This is a genomic window from Polaribacter sp. Hel1_85, from assembly GCF_000766795.1.
Lineage (GTDB): Bacteria > Bacteroidota > Bacteroidia > Flavobacteriales > Flavobacteriaceae > Polaribacter.
Genome location: NZ_JPDS01000001.1, coordinates 1,277,938 through 1,297,406, shown reverse-complemented (window position 1 = coordinate 1,297,406; position 19,469 = coordinate 1,277,938). Strand labels below are relative to the sequence as shown.

The following is a 19,469-nucleotide window of genomic DNA, read 5'->3' as shown; positions in this document are numbered from 1 at the left end:
AAATATATATATGGCAGACGGAGAAAAGTTAATTCCGATTAACATTGAAGAGCAGATGAAAGCTGCATACATCGATTACTCGATGTCAGTGATTGTTTCAAGAGCATTACCAGATGTAAGAGATGGTTTAAAACCAGTTCATAGAAGGGTTTTGTTTGGTATGCACGAATTGGGAATTAAAGCAACTGGATCGTATAAAAAATCAGCAAGAATTGTTGGGGAAGTTTTAGGTAAGTATCACCCACATGGAGATACTTCTGTGTATGATTCTATGGTACGTATGGCACAAAACTGGAGTGTACGTTATATGATGGTTGATGGTCAAGGGAATTTTGGTTCTGTTGATGGGGATTCGCCAGCAGCAATGCGTTATACTGAGGTTAGAATGCAAAAAATATCAGAAGATATGTTAGCTGATATTGAAAAAGATACTGTAGATCATCGATTAAATTTTGATGATACTTTGCAAGAGCCAACTGTGTTACCAACTCGTATTCCTAATTTATTAGTAAACGGAGCTTCTGGTATAGCTGTAGGTATGGCAACAAATATGGCACCTCATAACTTAACAGAAGTTATTAATGGTACTATGGCTTACATCGATAATAGAGATATTGAAATAGATGAGTTAATGCAACACGTAACTGCACCAGATTTTCCTACAGGAGGAATTATTTATGGTTACGATGGGGTAAGAGATGCTTTTCATACAGGTCGTGGACGTATTGTAATGCGTGCTAAAGCTGTTATTGAAGAAGTAAAGGGACGTGAGTGCATAATTGTTACTGAAATTCCTTACCAAGTAAATAAAGCAGAAATGATTAAAAAAACTGCTGAACTTGTAAATGATAAGAAAATTGAAGGTATTTCTAATATTAGAGATGAATCTGATAGAAATGGTATGCGTATTGTATACATCTTAAAACGTGATGCAATACCTAATATCGTTTTAAATAAATTATTTAAATACACACAATTACAAACTTCTTTTAGTGTAAATAATATTGCATTGGTAAAAGGAAGACCAGAGCAATTAAACTTAAAGCAATTAATTCATTATTTTGTTGAGCACAGGCATGAAGTTGTAGTTCGTAGAACTGAATTCGAATTAAAGAAAGCGGAAGCTAGAGCTCATATTTTAGAAGGTTTAATTATTGCATCAGATAATATTGATGAAGTAATAAAAATTATTAGAGCTTCTAATAATGCAGATGAAGCTAGAGAAAGTTTAATTGAACGTTTTGAGTTAACAGAGATTCAGGCAAAAGCAATAGTAGAAATGCGTTTGCGTCAGTTAACAGGGTTAGAGCAAGATAAATTGCGTGCAGAGTTTGATGCAATCATGTTAACAATTACTGATTTGAAAGACATTCTTGCAAACGAACCAAGACGTTATGAAATTATAAAATCTGAATTACTTCATATTAAAGATAAATATGGTGATGAACGTAGATCTGTAATAGAATATGCAGGTGGAGATATGCGTATTGAAGATATGATTCCTAATACAAAAGTAGTGGTAACTATTTCTAATGCAGGATACCTTAAACGTACAAATCTTGAAGAGTATAAAGTTCAGAATAGAGGAGGAAGAGGTCAAAAAGGTGCAACTACAAGAAATGAAGATTTCTTAGAGCATTTATTTGTAGGTACAAACCACCAATATATGATGTTCTTTACTCAAAAAGGAAAAGTATTCTGGATGCGTGTTTATGAAATTCCTGAAGGGGGTAAAAACACAAAAGGTAGAGCAATGCAAAACTTAATCAATATTGAACAAGACGATAAAGTAAAAGCATTCTTAGTAACACAAGATTTAAAAGACGAAGATTATATTAATAGTCATTATGTAATTATGGCAACTAAGAAAGGTCAAGTTAAAAAGACTTCTTTAGAGCAATATTCTCGTCCAAGAACAAATGGTATTAATGCAATTACTATTAAAGAAGGAGATGAATTATTAGAAGCTAAATTAACAACTGGAGACAGTCAAGTTATGTTAGCATTAAAATCTGGTAAATCAATTCGTTTCGAAGAAGCAAAAACACGCCCAATGGGAAGAACTGCTTCTGGTGTAAGAGGAATTACTTTACAACATGAAAATGATGAGGTAATTGGTATGGTTGCTGTAAATGATATGGAAAGCAACATATTAGTAGTCTCTGAAAAAGGATATGGAAAACGTTCTAAATTAGAAGATTATAGAGTTACCAATAGAGGAGGTAAAGGAGTTAAGACTTTAAATATCTCTGAAAAAACTGGTGGTTTAGTAGCAATTAAAAATGTAGATGATTCTAACGATTTAATGATTATTAACAAATCTGGATTAACAATTAGAATGGCTGTTGAAGATTTAAGAGTTATGGGACGTGCAACACAAGGTGTTCGTTTAATTAATATTAAAGATTCTGATAGTATCGCTGCAGTTGCTAAGGTAATGCATGAAGAAGAAGTTGAAGATGAAGAAGAAGAAAATGTGAATGAAAATACTGAAGGAGAAACAGAGAATGGCACGGGAATTGATAATGAATCAAATGATAATCAAGAATAATAATAATTAATAATTAGTACAATGAGAAAACAAATATTAGCGCTTACTGTAGGTTTTTTATCTATAGCCTCTTTTGCGCAAAAGAACGAGCTAAAAGCTGCTGAAAAGGCAATAAAAAAAGGTCTATTTAAAGAAGCAAAAGCTGCATTATCTGTATTAGAAAGTACAGAGGATTCAATGGACCCAAAATATAAGGCAAAGTATTTATTTTTAAAAGGTTCTGCATATGGTAAATCTAATGTTTCTAAAGCATCAGATGCATATAATAAGTTATTTGCTTATGAAAAAGAATCTGGTAAACTTAAATACACAAAACTTGCTGAGCCTAAATTAAGTGAACTTGTTCAATTTGTTTCTAAAAAAGCAATTGATCAATATGGTAGTAAGGATTATAAGCAAGCAACTAATAATTTTTATTTGACTTATAAATTAAGCCCTACAGATACTTCATTTTTATATAATGCAGCAATAAGTTCTTCTTTAGGTAAAGATTATGATACTTCTTTAAAACTTTATAAAGAATTGCAAGAAATTAAATATACTGGTATTGTTACTCAATATTTAGCTGTGAATAAAGAAACTGGTAAAGAAGAAGATCTAGGTACAAAAACGAATAGAGACGCGATGGTGAAGTTTGGTAAATATATAAAACCAACAGAAAAAACTTCAGAGTCTAAACAAGCAGATATTATTAAAAATATTGGTTATATCTATGTAAACCAAGGAAAACCAGAATTAGCTATTGCAGCTTTAGAAGAAGCAAGAAAATCAAACCCAAAAGATATTAATTTATTATTAAATCAAGCTCAAATGTATATTAAGCTTGAAAGAATGGATAAATTTGGTGAGTTAATGGAAGAAGCTGTAAAAATAGATCCTACTAACCCAAATTTATTTTTTAACCTAGGTGTAGTGAATGCTGGTGAAGATAAAATTGAAGAGGCAATTGGTTTTTATAAAAAAGCGATAGAGTTAGATCCAAAATATGGAGATGCTTATTTAAACTTAGGTGTTACAATTTTAAATCAACGAATTGCAGTTATTGAAGAAATGAATGAAAATTTATCTAATGATAAAAAGTATACAGAATTAGAAGGTAAATTAAAAACCATTTGTAAAGATGCGCTTCCTTACATAATTCAAGCTGATCAGATTGAAAGAACTGAAGGAACAGTAAGTACACTTTTAAATATTTATGATACATTAGAAATGGAATCTGAAGCAGATGCTTTAAGACCTATTTTCAAAGAAATGAGAGGTCAATAAATAGAATATTTTAAGAATAAAAAATCCGAAACTTTTAGTTTCGGATTTTTTTTACCATTATTTTTTAATTACTAAATCATTTTTTTAATAATCCTTAATTTATGCGTATGTTTTTGAATATCTGCATTAAATATTCCACTGTGATCTAAAGTGTCAATTCTTACTTTACCATGAGCATGTATAATATGATAATCTTTTAAAATAATTCCTACATGTATAATTTCTCCTTCTTCATTATCAAAAAAGGCTAAATCACCAGCTTCACTTTCTTCAATAAAACTTAACACTTCACCTTGTGTAGCTTGTTCTTTTGCGTCCCTAAAAAGGTTATATCCACAAAGTTTATATACCATTTGTGTAAAGCCAGAACAATCAATGCCAAAAGGAGTTTTTCCTCCCCATAAAAAAGGAGCGTTTAAATAGGTGAAAGCAGTTTGAGCAATTTCATTTTTAGATTTTTTTTCTGATAATACTGACCCTTCATACAAATAAGTTTGTGTATTAATTTGTAATTTACAATTGTTGTAAAAAGGCAAATTAGAACCTAAAGGAATTGTAGTTAACTCATTTTTTTCATTGGTAATAAAATCAATTATTTCACCTGAAAAATATTGTTTTTCATTTTTTAATTTCGAAAAGAAATCTTCTGTAATTTTTGTGTATTGTTTGTTATCAATAAAACCTTCATAGTTATCAAAAGTCAAACGAATTTTACTCCATTCTTTTTCTCTTTCAAGAACTTCAAAAGTTTCACCAAACAAAACTTGACTTATCATTTCTGATGCGTCTGAAGTTGTTGCTCTAAGAGGAACAATGCTTAAATTACAAATGCCGTATAACAAATTATAAGTTTTAGGTTAATTTCTTTCTAAAACTAAAGCACTTGCACCACCACCTCCATTACAAATAGCTGCTGCCCCAATTTTAGCGTTGTTTTGTTTTAAGATTGATGTTAATGCAATTACAATTCTGGCTCCAGAAACACCTAAGGGATGTCCTAAAGAAACAGCACCACCATTAACGTTTACTTTATCATCAGTAATACCTAAAATTTTCATATTAGCTAAACCAACAATAGAAAACGCTTCATTTAGTTCAAAATAATCTACATCATCAATAGAAATATTTGCTTTTGCCAAAGCTTTAGGTAATGCTTTTGCTGGCGCAGTTGTAAACCATTTAGGTTCATGAGCAGCATCAGCAAAACTCCTTATTTTTGCAATAGGATTTATATTTAATTCTTTCGCTTTTTCCGAAGACATTAAAACTAAAGCTGCACCACCATCATTAATTGTAGAAGCATTTGCAGCAGTTACAGTTCCGTCTTTTGTGAATGCAGCTCTCAATGCCGGAATTTTCTCCATTTTTACATTTTTGTATTCTTCATCTTCAGAAAAAATAATTGGTTCTCCACGTCTTTGTGGAATCTCTACAGGTACAATTTCATCAGCATATTTTCCATCATTCCAAGCTTTTGCAGAGCGATTATAAGATTGAATTGCAAAACTATCTTGTTCTTCTCTAGAGAAGCTATATTCAGTAGCACAAGCATCAGCACAAACTCCCATTGGAACTTTGTCATAAGCATCTACTAAACCATCTTTTTGCATCCCATCTTCCATAGTTATTGGTCCAAATTTAGATCCTTTTCTAGCATTTTGATAGTGAGGAATAGAACTCATGTTTTCCATACCACCAGCAACAATAATATCAGCATCACCTAAAGCAATTGTTTGTGCAGCTAACATGATAGATTTCATACCAGAAGCACATACTTTATTTACAGTTGTACAAGGCACAGTATCAGGAATACCTGCAAATATAGCTGCTTGTCTTGCAGGTGCTTGCCCTAAACCAGCAGAAACAACATTTCCCATAAAAACTTCTTCTACTAAGTTGGGGGCTAAGTTTATTTTTTCTAAGGCTCCTTTTATGGCAATTGCGCCTAATTTTGGAGCAGGAATTGTAGATAAACTTCCCATAAAACTTCCTATTGGAGTCCTAGCTACAGATACAATTACGACTTCTTTCATAAATATTTAGAGTTTACTTTGTGTAAGATTTGTTATGCTAAATTAACTATTTTTAATCAATTTCAGTTTTATTATTCAATTTGAATTTTTGACGTTGAATTTTTTATGGTAAGTTTGTTGTAAGAAGATAAATTGTATGAGTAATATAGTTAATAAATTATACCAAAATAACACCATTATTTATAAGGTGATTTTGTTTTTAGTTACCACGGTTGCAATTGTTTATTTGTTTCCAAAGGGAAGTCATTTTAAATATGATTTTAGTAATGGTCAGCTATGGAAATATGATAACTTATATGCGCCTTTTGATTTTGCTATTCAAAAAACAGAAGAAGAAATTATTATAGAAAAAAAGGAAATTGAAGTTAATTCGAAATCCTATTTTATTGAAAATTTAACTGTAGGAAATAGCGTTAATGCAAATTATAAAAGAAAAATTTCTCTAATTAAAGAATCTGACTCATTGAGTGCAAAACAGATTCAAAACTTATCAGAAATAGGTGTAAAAGTTATCAATAAAGTCTATAACAAAGGTTTTTTAGAAGTAGTAAGTCAAGAAATAATTTCTAACAAAAACGAAATTATTGCTATTAGAAAAGGGAATGAAGTAGAAGATTTTGTTTTTAAAAACTTGTTAACTTCTAAAGAAGTATTAGAAATTATAAGAAGTAATTTAGAAAAAGAGGAAACACTTTTTGGTAAAAAAATAATGTTAGAGTTATTGACAGAAATTATAAAACCAAATATTTCTTTTGATAAAGATTATACAGAAAAGGTAATTGATAATCAAATTAACAGTATTTCCTATACCAAAGGTAAAGTAGAATCTGGTAAATTAATTATTTTAAAAGGAGATATTGTTGAAGGCAAAAAACTAGCAATATTAAATTCTTTAAAAAGTGAATCAGAATCTCAGGTTTGGACAGAATCCAATTATAATTGGATAATTCTAGGATATACAATTTTGGTGTCTTTAGCTTTATTGATGCTTTTATTGTTTTTAAAGAAATATAGAGTAGAAATATATGAGAATAATAACAAGGTTACTTTTATTTTCTTTAATGTATTTTCAATGATTTTTATTCAAACATTGGTTATTAAGTACAATTCAGATTATTTATATGTGGTTCCATTAAGTGTACTTCCAATAGTTTTAAAAGCTTTTTTTGATGCACGTTTAGGTTTGTTTGCTCATGTTTTAACTGTGTTACTCTTGGGGTATATTGTGCCAGATAGTTTTGAGTTTATTTATTTGCATATTATAGCAGGTATTGTAACGATTCTTACTGTTTCAGAATTATATAAAAGAGCAACTTTATTTATTTCGGTAGCTCAAATAACACTAATTTATATGTTAACATATTTTGCTTTCTCAATTATAAAGGAAGGAAATGCATCTCAAATAAATTGGACCTATTTTATGCTTTTTGCAGCAAATGGTTTACTATCCTTTTTATCGATAATAATTATTTATATGTATGAGAAAATTTTTGGTTTAGTTTCTGATGTAACTTTACTCGAGCTTTCTAATACAAATACAAAGCTTTTAAGAGAACTAAATGAGAAAGCTCCTGGAACATTTCAGCATTCGATGCAAGTAGCTAATTTAGCAGAAGCAGCAGCAAATGAAATTGGTGCTAATTCTATGTTAGTTAGAACTGGCGCTTTGTATCATGATATAGGTAAAATGTTGAATCCTATGTATTTTACAGAAAATCAATCTACCGGTGTAAACCCCCATAATGATTTATCACCAAGAGATAGTTCTAAGATAATTACAGATCATGTTATAAAAGGAGTAGAGTTAGCAAAAAAAAATAATTTACCAGATAGAATTATCGACTTTATTAGAACACATCATGGTACAAGTTTAACATACTATTTTTATATAAAAGAGAAAGAATTAAATCCAGGGACAGAGGTAGATATTAAGAAATTTCAATATCAAGGTCCAATTCCTTTTTCAAAAGAGACAGCAATTTTAATGATGTGTGATGCAGCAGAAGCAGCATCAAAAAGTTTGAAAAAACCAACAGCATTATCAATTAGTAATTTAATTGATAAAATAATGGATAAACAAATGGCTGATAATCAGTTTTTAAATTCAGATATTACTTTCCGAGAAATTGAAATTATAAAGAAAGTTATTAAGAAAAAACTAATGAATATTTATCATCTTAGAATAGAATATCCTGAGTAAAAAAAATAAGTAAAAAAAAGTTCAAAAAGTCTTGTTATATTGTAAATCTAGTCTTAAATTTGCACTCGCAATTTTTGTTTCAAGCATTTGTTTGAAGTCGAAAGGAGAGATGGCAGAGTGGTAATGCAGCAGATTGCTAATCTGTCGACCTTAGGGTCGCCAGGGTTCGAGTCCCTGTCTCTCCGCTAACAAAATTGCATTCGGGGTGTAGCGTAGCCCGGTCATCGCGCCTCGTTTGGGACGAGGAGGTCGCAGGTTCGAATCCTGCCACCCCGACACAGTTGTACGTAGCAACTTTAAAACTACGGGCTCTTAGCTCAGCTGGATAGAGCACCTCCCTTCTAAGGAGGCGGTCAAAGGTTCGAATCCTTTAGGGCTCACTTAAACCACACTATTTTTAGTGTGGTTTTTTGTTTTTAGAAACTTTTATTTTATACCAAATTTTGTAAATCTCACTTTTTGAGTAAAAAACATTCTAATAATTTAAAGGTTACATTAAAATATTTTAAATGTAAAACACTGTAAATAAATGCGTAATAAGGTTAGGTTCGAATCCTTTAGGGCTCACTTAAACCTTACTAGAAATAGTAAGGTTTTTTGTTGTTTAAAATGTAAATTAAGCACAAAAAAGTAGCGTAGGTTTTATCAATTTAAAACCTAAGCTACTTTTTATAATTTGCTTAAAGAATAAAGATTATTTACTATATATTTTATCGTATAAATCTTTATATATTTCTTTAATAACTTTCCGTTTCATTTTCATTGTTGGAGTTAAGTGTCCATCTTCTAAAGACCAAACATCTGGAGTAAGTTCAAAACGTTTTATTTGCTCCCATTTTCCAAAGTTTTTATTACACTTATCTACTTCTTCTTGAATACGATTTTTTACAATATCTGAAGCAATTATTTCTTTATTTGAAGTGCCAATATCTAAATGCTTATGATGAATCCATTCTTTCATAAATTCAAAATTTGGTTGAATAAATGCTGCAGGCATTTTTTCTCCTTCACCAATAACCATTACTTGTTCTATAAATAAAGATTGTTTTAATTCTCCTTCTAATAATGGTGGTACAACATATTTACCGCCAGAAGTTTTAAACATTTCTTTTGTTCTTCCAGTAATTTTTAAGAAACCTTCGTTGTCAAATTCTCCTTTATCTCCTGTATAAAAATAACCATCTTTTAAAACATTGGCAGTTCTTTCTGGATCTTTATAATAGCCTAACATTACATTAGGTCCTTTTACTATAATTTCTCCAGTTTCTATAATTTTTACTTCAACATCATCAATTACTTTACCAACAGTACCAATTTTAAAACCTTTTTCTCTTTGATCGTTTACTGAAATAACTGGGGATGTTTCTGTTAATCCATAACCCTCCATAATTGGCATTCCTGCAGCTGCAAAAACTCTAGTTAATCTAGGTTGTAACGCTGCACTACCAGAAACCATCAGTTTTAATTCTCCTCCCAAAGCAGCTTGCCATTTTGAGAAAATTAATTTTCTTGCTAAACCTAATTGTTTTTCATACCACCAGCCATTAGCTCCATTAGGTTCATATCTTAAGCCTAAATTTACTGCCCAAAAGAATAATCCTTTTTTAACACCAGTTAAAGTTTCACCTTTTAAAATAATTTTGTCATAAATTTTCTCGTACAAACGAGGTACAGCAGTCATTACTTGGGGTTTAATTTCTTGGGCATTTTCAGAAAGCTTTTCTATAGATTCTGCAAAGTATATAGAAACACCACAGTATTGATATAGATATAAAATCATGCGTTCAAAAATGTGACAAATAGGCAAAAAACTTAATCCTTTGGAGTTTCCATAATCTAAAGGAACACGTTTCTCAGAATTTAAAACATTTGTAACGATGTTTTTATGAGAAAGCATCACACCTTTTGGTCTTCCTGTTGTTCCAGAAGTATATATTAAGGTGGCTAAATCACCTTCTTTTACATTATTTTTTCTGTCTTCTACAATATTTTGAGTACTCTCGTCTTTTCCTAATTCTAAAATTTCTTTCCAGCTTTTTTCACCTTTAATATCATCAAAAGTAAAAACATCTTTTAATAGAGTATTCTTTTTTATAGCGTTAACTTTATCAAGAACTTCTTTATCTGAAACAATACAATAGATAGATTCTGAATGATTTAAAACATATTCATAATCTTCTGAAGAAATTGTAGGATAAATAGGAACATTTTGTGCTCCTGTTTGCAAAATTCCAATATCACAAATATTCCATTCTGTTCTGTTAGTAGAAGAAATGACAGCAATTTTATCATTCGGATTTATACCTAATTTAATTAAACCTCTACTAATTTGATTCGCCTGATTTATATATTCTTGAGTAGTAATTGATTGCCAAGTACCACTAGCTTTTGATATAAATGCTTTCTCTAAACTATAGTTTTCTAATTGATAATATGGAAAATCAAATAACCTAGTAATTTCTACTGCCATGTGTTTTTGTTTGAGGAAGGCAAAATAGGAATTTTACATTGATTTAACAAATACTTACTATAAGAGTTTTTTATTAAGAATAATTTAAATTTTATAGTGTATTATATATTTTATGATAAAGGTTTTGATATTTTTTTAAAATAATTTTTCTACGCATTTTCATTGTCGGAGTTAGGTGTCCATCGTCAATAGTCCATGCATCTGGAGTAATTTCAAACTTTTTTATTTGTTCCCATTTTCCGAACCTTTTATTGTAAAAATCAATTTCTTTTTGAATTCTATTTATTAGTCTTTTATCAGAAGTAATTTCAGGGATTTTATGTTGATGTCTTTTTGCCCATTCATAAACAAAATCAAAGTTTAACTGAATTAAGGCTGCAGGCATTTTTTCTCCTTCACCAATCACCATAATTTGTTCTATAAAACGAGATTGTTTAAATTCACTTTCTAAAGCTGCAGGTGCAATATATTTACCGCCAGAAGTTTTAAATATTTCTTTTTTTCTATCAGTAATTTTTAAAAAACCATTTGCATCAATTTCACCAATATCACCTGTATGTAAAAAACCATTGATGATTGTTTTGCCTGTCATTTCTGGGTTTTTATAATACCCTAACATAATATTGTCTCCTTTCATTAAAATTTCACCATCATTTGCAATCTTAATTTCTACACCTTTTACAGGTTTACCAACTGTACCAATTTTAAAATTATGATTTCTCATGTCATTAATAGTGCCAGAAGGAGAAGATTCTGTCATTCCATAACCTTCAAAAATTGGAATTTCGGCAGCTGTGAAAATTCGAATTAATCTTGTTTGCAAAGGAGCGCTTCCAGAAACCATGTATTGTAAATTACCACCTAAAGCATTTCTCCATTTAGAAAAAATAAGCTTATTGGCAATTTTTAGTTTAAAATGATACCAAAAGCCATTTTTTTGATAAGGCTCATATTTCTCTCCTAGTTGAATAGCCCAAAAGAAAAGAGATCTTTTTATTCCTTTTAAATTACTTCCTTTATCTACAATTTTATCAAATATTTTTTCTAATAATCTTGGAACTACTCCTAAGAAATGAGGTTTTACTTCTCTAATATTATCTCCGATTTTCTCTAAACTTTCTGCAAAATAAATTTCTGCACTATTATATTGATTGAAATAAGTAGATGCTCTTTCATAAATATGGCAAACAGGTAAATAACTAATTACTCGAATTGTTTTTTGACGAATTGGAGGTAATGATTCTTTGGCGCTAAATACAGCAGTAATTATATTTTTATGACTTAACATTACACCTTTTGGAGTACCTGTAGTTCCTGAAGTGTATATAATAGTTGCTAAATTTTCTGGTTTTATATTCTTTTTTAAGTCTTCAATTCTAGAATCAAAATTTTCATCTTCACCTAATCGTAAGAATTCATTCCAACCGTAATCAGTTTTTATTTCTTCCAAAGAAAAAATATTCTTTAGTTGTGTTTTTGAAGCAACAGATTTTACTTTATTATAGATTTCATTATTAGAGACAAAGCAGTATTTTGAGTCAGAATGATTTAAAATATATTCATAATCTTTTTCAGAAAGTGTAGCGTATAAAGGAATGTTTTGAGCGCCAATTTGTAAAATTCCAATATCTAAAATATGCCAATTAGGATTGTTGTTTTCTGTAATTACTGCGATTTTATCATTTGGTTTTACACCTAGTTGTAATAGAGAAGAACTAACTTTGTTAGAAGAATTAATATATTCTTGTGAAGAAATAGCATACCAAATATTATTTTTTTTAAAATTGAAACATTTTTCTTGAGCATTGTTTTCTAACTGATAATAAGGGAAATCAAAAAGTCGAGTTATTTGGTTTGACATATTTGTGAAATTATTTTACAATATAAGAATAAAGATTTTTGTATAAATTTAAAAAGGCTAGCATTTAAGCTAACCTTTTTCTAATAAGATCAATAGGATTGATCTGGGGAAATATTTTATGTTGTTGAGGGGGGAAAATGAAAGCTAGCTCCATTAATAAAGAAGCTAGCCAAGTTTGGTAATAGTTAGCCCCTAATCTAACTTTTCCAATATTGTTGCAAGTTATAATTTATTTGGGGTTTGAAAATAGGTGTTAATACCTATTTTTCATCAATTAAATACTTACTGAAACTTTTTCCGTTAATTTTAGTGTACTTAGAATCAATTTCATAGGCTACTTTCATGTTAGAAATATTAAAGTCTCCAGATACTTTCATGTATTTAATATTTAAGTCTTCTTCAAAGTTGGCGTTTTTAAAAGAAACACCTTCAGAAAAATTAGTATACTTAAATGTTGCAGTGTCTTTAAATGTTGCATTAGAGAAACTTACGTTATAATTAAATTTTGCATATTTAAAAGTAGCAATTTCATCAAAAGTTGTGTTTTCAAAATTGATGTTCTTATCAAATTTTGCATATTTAAAAGTGCTATCATCATCAAAAGAAGAACCAGAAAAATCAGAATTTCTTTCAAATCGAGAGTATTTAAACATTGCTTTTCGCTCAAAATTACAATCTTTAAAAATAGCAATATCTTCAAAACTTGCAGTAAATGTATATCCAGATGCCTCATCTGGGATATATGCTAAAACATCATCTTTAAAAGTACAGTTTGTAAAAGAAATAGATACGTCAATCATTTTCTTGATTTCGTTTGAAGAGTTACCAGAACTCCAATTAAACCAACCATTTTTTTTCCTTCTAGGAAGTTTCTCTAAAGCATCATCCATATAAGTAAAATCTAAAACACCAACAATTGTAGCGTTCTTAATAGAAATCGATTTACCTGCTTTTATATCTTTCATAATATTTGAAGCTTCAACTTTTTTTTGAGTAAAAGCAACAGTAGATATTAAAAATAAGCTGAAAGCTAATAGTGTAATTTTATTTTTCATTTTATAAGTTTTTAATTCGTTTACATAATAATGACATATCTATTTTTAAGTTGTGACACTTTACCTGTTTTTTGTATAAAATAGTTTCGGTATTTTGGTATAAAACGTTCATTTTATGACTTTTATCAGATTTAAATTCCAATTTAAATGTTATTTTTAGAGAGGCTTATTTTTAAGCAATATTTTTAAATTTTTAAATAAACATATTATGGAAGTATTACAAGAAGTAAAACCCCGTGTGTATAAATTTGGGGATAAAAAAGCTGATGGAAACAGCACAATGAAAAACTTGTTAGGAGGTAAAGGAGCTAATTTAGCAGAAATGAGTTCTATCGGAATTCCAGTTCCTCCAGGATTTACAATTACAACAGAAGTTTGTACAGAATATAACTCTTTAGGTAAAGAAACTGCAGTAAATCTAATCAAAAGAGAGGTAGAAGAATCTATCGAAAATATAGAAAATTTAATGGGAACAAAATTCGGAGATAAAGTAAATCCGCTTTTAGTTTCTGTACGTTCTGGAGCAAGAGTTTCTATGCCTGGAATGATGGATACAGTTTTAAATTTAGGAATGAATGATGAGGTAGTTCTTGGTTTAGCTAAGAAAACGAATAATGATCAATTTGCTTGGGATTCTTATCGTCGTTTTATTCAAATGTATGGTGGTGTAGTTTTAGGTATGAAACCAGCTTCAAAAGAAGATATAGATCCTTTTGAAGAAATAATGGAGAACTTAAAAGAAAAAAGAGGAATTGAATTAGATACAGAATTTACCATTCAAGATTTAAAAGATTTAGTATTCGATTTTAAAGATGCAGTTAAGAAAAGAACTGGTCACGATTTTCCTACAAACCCTTGGGATCAACTTTGGGGAGCAATTATTGCTGTTTTTAATAGTTGGAATGGTGATAGAGCAGTTTATTATAGAAACATGCATGGTTATCCTGCAGACTGGGGAACAGCAGTAAATGTACAAGCAATGGTGTATGGTAACATGGGAGACAATTCTGGAACAGGGGTTTGTTTTACACGTGATGCAGGTACAGGAGAAAATGTTTTTAATGGAGAATATTTAATTAATGCACAAGGAGAAGATGTAGTTGCTGGTGTAAGAACTCCACAACAAATTACAAAATTGGGTTCTGAACGTTGGGCAGAATTAGCAAAAGTAGAAGAAGAAGATAGAATAGAAAATTATCCTTCTTTAGAAGAGTTAATGCCATCAATTTTTAATAAATTAAATACTTATCAAAATAAATTAGAAAAGCATTATAGAGATATGCAAGATATGGAGTTTACCATGCAAGATGGAAAACTTTGGATTTTACAAACCAGAAATGGTAAGCGTACTGGTGCTGCAATGGTAAAAATTGCAATGGATTTATTAAAAGAAGGCATGATTGATGAAAAAGAAGCCTTATTATTAGTAGAGCCAAATAAATTAGATGAATTATTACATCCAATATTTGATTCTAAAGCATTAAAAAAAGCAAATGTTATTGCACAAGGTTTACCAGCTTCTCCTGGTGCTGCTACAGGTAAAATTGTATTTTTTGCTGATGAAGCAAATAAATATAAGAGCAGTATTTTAGTAAGAATAGAAACTTCTCCAGAAGATTTAGAAGGAATGAATATTGCTAAAGGTATTTTAACTGCAAGAGGAGGAATGACATCTCATGCTGCAGTTGTTGCACGTGGAATGGGAAAATGTTGTATTTCTGGTGCTGGAGCTTTAAAAATAAACTATAAAACAAGAACATTAAAGGTTGATGGTAATGAATATCATGAAGGAGATTGGATTTCTTTAAACGGTTCTACAGGTAATATTATTGAAGGAAAAGTTGCTACAATGGAACCAGAATTAAGTGGTGAATTTGCAGAGTTGATGAAGCTTTCAGATAAATACGCTGTAATGAAAGTTAGAACAAATGCAGATAGTCCTAAAGATGCAAAAATTGCACGAAGTTTTGGTGCACAAGGAATTGGATTAACAAGAACAGAGCATATGTTTTTTGAATTAGACAGAATTAAAGCAATGCGTGAAATGATTCTTGCTGAAACTGTAAAAGGTAGAAAACAAGCTTTAAAAGATTTATTACCAATGCAACGTGAAGATTTTGAAGGGATTTTTGAAGCAATGGAAGGCTTTGCAGTAACAATTCGTTTACTAGATCCGCCTTTACATGAGTTTGTTCCTCATCAATTAGCTACACAAAAAGATTTGGCAGAAGAAATGCATATTTCTTTACAAGCTGTTAAAAATAAAGTAGCTGAATTAGAAGAGTTCAATCCTATGTTAGGTCATAGAGGTTGTAGATTAGGTAATACCTATCCAGAAATTACAGAAATGCAAACGCACGCAATTATAGAAGCAGCATTAAACTTAAAGGCTAGAGGTATTGTTTGTAAACCAGAAATTATGGTTCCATTAATTGGTACTGTAAAAGAATTTGAGTTTCAAGAAAAAATCATTAGAACAACAGCTGCAGCTATTTTTGAAGAAAGAAATGACACTGTAGAGTATTTAGTTGGTACAATGATAGAAATTCCTAGAGCAGCTTTAATGGCAGATAAAATAGCAGAAAAAGCAGATTTCTTCTCTTTTGGTACAAACGATTTAACTCAAATGACATTTGGATATTCTAGAGATGACGCAGGTAAATTTTTACCAACTTACTTAGAAAAAGGAATTTTAAAAGTTGATCCTTTTGAAGTATTAGATCAAGAAGGAGTAGGGCAATTAATAGTTATAGGTACAGAAAGAGGTAGAAGTACCAAACCAAATTTAAAAGTTGGAATCTGTGGCGAACACGGAGGTGAACCAAGTTCTGTAGAATTTTGTTACGGTGTAGGTATGGATTATGTAAGTTGTTCTCCTTACAGAGTGCCAATTGCAAGATTAGTTTCTGCACAAGCAACCATTAAATCAATTAAGTAAAACTTCCATAATTTACTTTGATTAAAACCCAGAAGTGTAATGCTTCTGGGTTTTGTTTTTTGGGCGTTCCCAAAGGTCGGGCTTTACATTACAATCTTTTTTATTTGTTCTTCATACAAATTTATTCATTCTTCATAAATTCACTCGAACTTACATAAAAAAGGATTTCCATTTCAATCCCTAACGCAAATCAGCTTTTAGCTTTTTAAAAGCAGCAGTTATTTTATCAAAAATTAAATTTTATTTAATGAAAACTTAAGAAATAAAAGTAAGTGAAAAAGTTGTTTTTTCTTTTGTAGAATTAAACTGAATATTTCCATTATGAGCTTCCATAATACTTTTAGAAAGTGTTAAACCAATACCAGAACCATCTTTACGAGTAGTAAAATAGGGTATAAAAATATTGTCTTTAATTTCATCAGAAATACCAATCCCGTTGTCTAAAATAGTTAAATGTGTTCGATTCTTATCCGAATAAATATTAATATTAATTACTGGCTTTTCAATTCCTTCAAAAGCATATAAACAATTAGAAATTAGATTAATAATTACTTGTTCTATTTGTTGTTTATCTGCGTTAATTACATAAGAATCATTAATTTTAAAATCAATTTTAATGTTTTTTTGATGAAATTCTTGTTCAAAAAGGAGTAATGTATTTTTAACAATTGTTGTTAAATTGATTTCTTCTTTTTGTGGTAAAGGTAATTCTGCTAACTTTCTATACGTATCTACAAATGAAGTTAAATGATGAGAACGACGTTTAATAATTTTTAATCCTTGAGACAATTCATCAATAGTATCTTCGTCTGTATTTTCTTCTTGTAAAAGCGAATCTAAATTTTCGGCTAAACTGCTAATAGGCGTAATTGTATTAATAATTTCGTGAGACATTACATTCATCAATTTAAACCAAGCCTCTTTTTCTTTTTTATCAATTAATTGTTGAATGGTTTCTAAACTAACAATTAAATAACCATATTCATTAGTTTGTGTAAGCGATGTTTTTAAGAAAAATTCTTCTTTTTCTTCATTAATTGTTAAAGAAATGGTGAGTTTGTTTTCTTTCCATTGATTGATATAATCTGTTAAGCTTCCAATTTTTTTGTTTAATAAATTCCAGTTGTAAAATTTTGGAATTTTTAAAAACTCAGTAAAAGCCTTATTTATTTGAAAAACTTCAATTTTACCTTCTGTATCTTTTCTTAAAATAAGTATACCAATACTTAAACTCTCAATAATATTGGTAAAAATTAATTGTTCAGATGTTTTTTGAAGACTTTGTTTTCTATGCTTTTCTAACAATAAAGCAGTCTTATTATGTAATGGATTTTTTCTTTTTTCTTTGGATATTGTATTAGAATAATCGTCATACAATAAACAATCTATCGATTTTTCGATGTCATTAAATAACTTTTTTAAGTAATCAATCAATAAAAATAATTGAAAAATAACCAGTAGAAAAAAACCAATTGTATTAATAATGAAAGAATTTGTAAAACTATAATAAACAATAATTCCATTTATCAGAATTAATAAAACTCTAACAATTATTTGTATGTATTGAGGTTTTCCCATTTATAATTGATGTTTTTCTAAACGTCTGTATAGAGCTGCTCTAGTTAAGCCTAAATCTTTAGCTGCTCTAGAAATATTACCTTGGTGTTTTTCTATTGCTTGTTCAATTAATAACTTTTCAGTTTCCTCTAAATTTAAGTTATTTTCTAAATTTAAAGTTGCTTTTTTTGCTGAAAAATGTAAGTCTTCAGGGATAATTTTTTCATTATCAGTAATAATTACAGCTCGCTCAACAATGTGTTCTATCTCTCTAATATTTCCTGGCCAACTATAGTTTTTTAATGAATTGATAGCTTCTTTACTAAAACCATCAATCTTTTTTCGGTATTTAAGATTCAGTTTTTTTAAGAAATGATTTGCCAATAACTCAATGTCTTCTATTCTTTTACGAAGTGGAGGCAAGTTCAATTCAATCGTATTAATTCTAAACAATAAATCTTGCCTAAAAGTTTGTTCATCAACCATTTCATGAATTGGAGCGTTTGTAGCACAAATAATACGAACATCTAATTCTCTTTCTTTTCCTTCACCTAAACGTGTAACTTTTCTATTCTGAATTACAGTCAATAATTTAGATTGTAGGTGGAGTGGAAGATTACCAATTTCATCTAGAAATATGGTTCCGCCTTTAGCAAGTTCAAACCTTCCTAAAGTATCTTTTTGGGCATCTGTAAAAGCGCCTTTTGCATAACCAAATAACTCACTTTCAAATAAATTTTCATTTAAAGAACCTAAATCTACATGAATAAATGGATGATTTCTGCGTTCTGATTGTAAATGTATTTCTTTAGCAAATACATATTTTCCTGTTCCGTTTTCTCCTAAAATTAAAATGTTAGCATCTGTCGGAGCTACTTTTTTAACCAGCTTTCCTGCAGATTGCATTGCCGGAGAATTACCAATAATATGCTCTGTTTGTTGATGAAAATCTTTGTCTTGTTGTTTTTGAACGGTTTCTAGCTGCGTATTTTTTCTTTTAGAACGCGCCAATTCTAAACCAGCATTTACAACTCCATAGAGTTTTTCTGTGTTCCAAGGTTTTAAAATGAAATCTGTGGCACCTTTTTTAATTGCTTCTACAGCTAAATTTACACTACCAAAAGCTGTCATTAAAATAACCGTTGTTTCTGGACTAATTTCTTTAATGTGTTTTAGCCAATATAAACCTTCTTTTCCATCTTCAAAACCAATGCGATAATTCATATCTAACAAAACAACATCTACCGTTGAAGTTGTTAAATGATTGCTTATTTTCTTTGGATTGTTGGCTGTAACTATTTCAGAAAAATATTTTTTTAAACTAATTCTTGCAGAAAATAAAATATCATCATCATCATCAACAATTAAAATGGTAGCGTCTTTTTTTCTCATACTACATAATTAGTGATTTGTTTGAATATGAACAAAGAAATGTTCGTTTTTGAACACTTTAAAATTACTTAAAATAATTAACTTATTATAAATCAATTATTTAATTACTTATTTAGTAGTGGCATATTTATGGCTTTAACTATGCC

At 29.6% G+C, this 19,469-nt stretch carries 11 protein-coding genes and 3 tRNA genes; 7 read left to right on the top strand and 7 right to left on the bottom strand.

The features are described 5' to 3' along the window. Positions 1 to 10 precede the first annotated feature (10 nt). Together gyrA and PHEL85_RS05515 are read left to right on the top strand one after the other, a co-directional pair. Complete coding sequence (gene gyrA / locus PHEL85_RS05520; protein ID WP_036822117.1) at positions 11 to 2,551, top strand: DNA gyrase subunit A; 2,541 nt, start codon at positions 11 to 13, stop codon at positions 2,549 to 2,551. A 21-nt stretch (positions 2,552 to 2,572) separates the two neighbouring features. After that, positions 2,573 to 3,817, top strand: coding sequence for a tetratricopeptide repeat protein (locus tag PHEL85_RS05515; protein ID WP_036822114.1), 1,245 nt, complete (start codon positions 2,573 to 2,575; stop codon positions 3,815 to 3,817). Between the two features lie 71 nt (positions 3,818 to 3,888). Here the strand turns inward: PHEL85_RS05515 and PHEL85_RS05510 are convergent, their stop codons facing one another. Both PHEL85_RS05510 and PHEL85_RS05505 read right to left on the bottom strand, forming a co-directional pair. Next, complete coding sequence (locus tag PHEL85_RS05510) at positions 3,889 to 4,659, bottom strand: C40 family peptidase (protein ID WP_036822111.1); 771 nt, start codon at positions 4,657 to 4,659, stop codon at positions 3,889 to 3,891. Positions 4,660 to 4,674: 15 nt separating this feature from the next. Next, positions 4,675 to 5,850 (bottom strand): acetyl-CoA C-acyltransferase, encoded by a 1,176-nt coding sequence (locus PHEL85_RS05505; protein WP_036822109.1) that lies wholly within the window; start codon positions 5,848 to 5,850, stop codon positions 4,675 to 4,677. Between the two features lie 136 nt (positions 5,851 to 5,986). Here PHEL85_RS05505 and PHEL85_RS05500 point away from each other — a divergent pair, with 136 nt between their 5' ends. From PHEL85_RS05500 to PHEL85_RS05485, 4 genes are all read left to right on the top strand, one after another. Beyond that, positions 5,987 to 8,050 carry an HD family phosphohydrolase gene (locus PHEL85_RS05500; protein ID WP_036822107.1) on the top strand — a complete coding sequence of 688 codons (2,064 nt, stop codon included), beginning with the start codon at positions 5,987 to 5,989 and terminating at the stop codon, positions 8,048 to 8,050. A 103-nt stretch (positions 8,051 to 8,153) separates the two neighbouring features. Beyond that, positions 8,154 to 8,235, top strand: a tRNA-Ser gene (locus PHEL85_RS05495). Between the two features lie 16 nt (positions 8,236 to 8,251). Continuing rightward, positions 8,252 to 8,326, top strand: a tRNA-Pro gene (locus PHEL85_RS05490). Positions 8,327 to 8,356: 30 nt separating this feature from the next. Next, positions 8,357 to 8,430: transfer RNA gene (locus PHEL85_RS05485), tRNA-Arg, on the top strand. 314 nt (positions 8,431 to 8,744) lie between these two features. On the opposite strand, the gene PHEL85_RS05480 is transcribed toward PHEL85_RS05485, so the two are convergent. The 3 genes from PHEL85_RS05480 to PHEL85_RS05470 form a co-directional block, all read right to left on the bottom strand. Then, positions 8,745 to 10,520, bottom strand: a complete 1,776-nt coding sequence (locus tag PHEL85_RS05480) for an AMP-dependent synthetase/ligase (protein WP_036822105.1) — start codon at positions 10,518 to 10,520, stop codon at positions 8,745 to 8,747. 91 nt (positions 10,521 to 10,611) lie between these two features. Beyond that, positions 10,612 to 12,381 carry an AMP-dependent synthetase/ligase gene (locus PHEL85_RS05475; protein ID WP_036822102.1) on the bottom strand — a complete coding sequence of 590 codons (1,770 nt, stop codon included), beginning with the start codon at positions 12,379 to 12,381 and terminating at the stop codon, positions 10,612 to 10,614. Positions 12,382 to 12,641: 260 nt separating this feature from the next. Beyond that, positions 12,642 to 13,436 carry a pentapeptide repeat-containing protein gene (locus PHEL85_RS05470; protein WP_036822100.1) on the bottom strand — a complete coding sequence of 265 codons (795 nt, stop codon included), beginning with the start codon at positions 13,434 to 13,436 and terminating at the stop codon, positions 12,642 to 12,644. 208 nt (positions 13,437 to 13,644) lie between these two features. On the opposite strand from PHEL85_RS05470, the gene ppdK reads away from it, so the two are divergent. Beyond that, on the top strand, positions 13,645 to 16,374 hold the full coding sequence (ppdK, locus tag PHEL85_RS05465) for a pyruvate, phosphate dikinase (RefSeq protein WP_036822096.1): 2,730 nt from the start codon (positions 13,645 to 13,647) through the stop codon (positions 16,372 to 16,374). A gap of 255 nt (positions 16,375 to 16,629) precedes the next feature. Here ppdK and PHEL85_RS05460 read toward each other — a convergent pair whose 3' ends face one another. Together PHEL85_RS05460 and PHEL85_RS05455 are read right to left on the bottom strand one after the other, a co-directional pair. Beyond that, positions 16,630 to 17,952, bottom strand: coding sequence for a sensor histidine kinase (locus PHEL85_RS05460; RefSeq protein ID WP_036822093.1), 1,323 nt, complete (start codon positions 17,950 to 17,952; stop codon positions 16,630 to 16,632). Then, entirely contained in the window at positions 17,953 to 19,323 is a 1,371-nt protein-coding gene (locus tag PHEL85_RS05455) for a sigma-54-dependent transcriptional regulator (RefSeq protein ID WP_036822091.1), read from the bottom strand. Positions 19,324 to 19,469 lie beyond the last annotated feature (146 nt).

Excerpts from the sequence above, each read along its gene's own strand:
- gyrA (WP_036822117.1), top strand. The coding sequence starts at position 11 with ATGGCAGACGGAGAAAAGTTAATTCCGATTAACATTGAAGAGCAGATG.
- PHEL85_RS05515 (WP_036822114.1), top strand. The coding sequence starts at position 2,573 with ATGAGAAAACAAATATTAGCGCTTACTGTAGGTTTTTTATCTATAGCC.
- PHEL85_RS05505 (WP_036822109.1), bottom strand. The coding sequence starts at position 5,850 with ATGAAAGAAGTCGTAATTGTATCTGTAGCTAGGACTCCAATAGGAAGT.
- PHEL85_RS05500 (WP_036822107.1), top strand. The coding sequence starts at position 5,987 with ATGAGTAATATAGTTAATAAATTATACCAAAATAACACCATTATTTAT.
- PHEL85_RS05480 (WP_036822105.1), bottom strand. The coding sequence starts at position 10,520 with ATGGCAGTAGAAATTACTAGGTTATTTGATTTTCCATATTATCAATTA.
- PHEL85_RS05475 (WP_036822102.1), bottom strand. The coding sequence starts at position 12,381 with ATGTCAAACCAAATAACTCGACTTTTTGATTTCCCTTATTATCAGTTA.
- PHEL85_RS05470 (WP_036822100.1), bottom strand. The coding sequence starts at position 13,436 with ATGAAAAATAAAATTACACTATTAGCTTTCAGCTTATTTTTAATATCT.
- ppdK (WP_036822096.1), top strand. The coding sequence starts at position 13,645 with ATGGAAGTATTACAAGAAGTAAAACCCCGTGTGTATAAATTTGGGGAT.
- PHEL85_RS05460 (WP_036822093.1), bottom strand. The coding sequence starts at position 17,952 with ATGGGAAAACCTCAATACATACAAATAATTGTTAGAGTTTTATTAATT.
- PHEL85_RS05455 (WP_036822091.1), bottom strand. The coding sequence starts at position 19,323 with ATGAGAAAAAAAGACGCTACCATTTTAATTGTTGATGATGATGATGAT.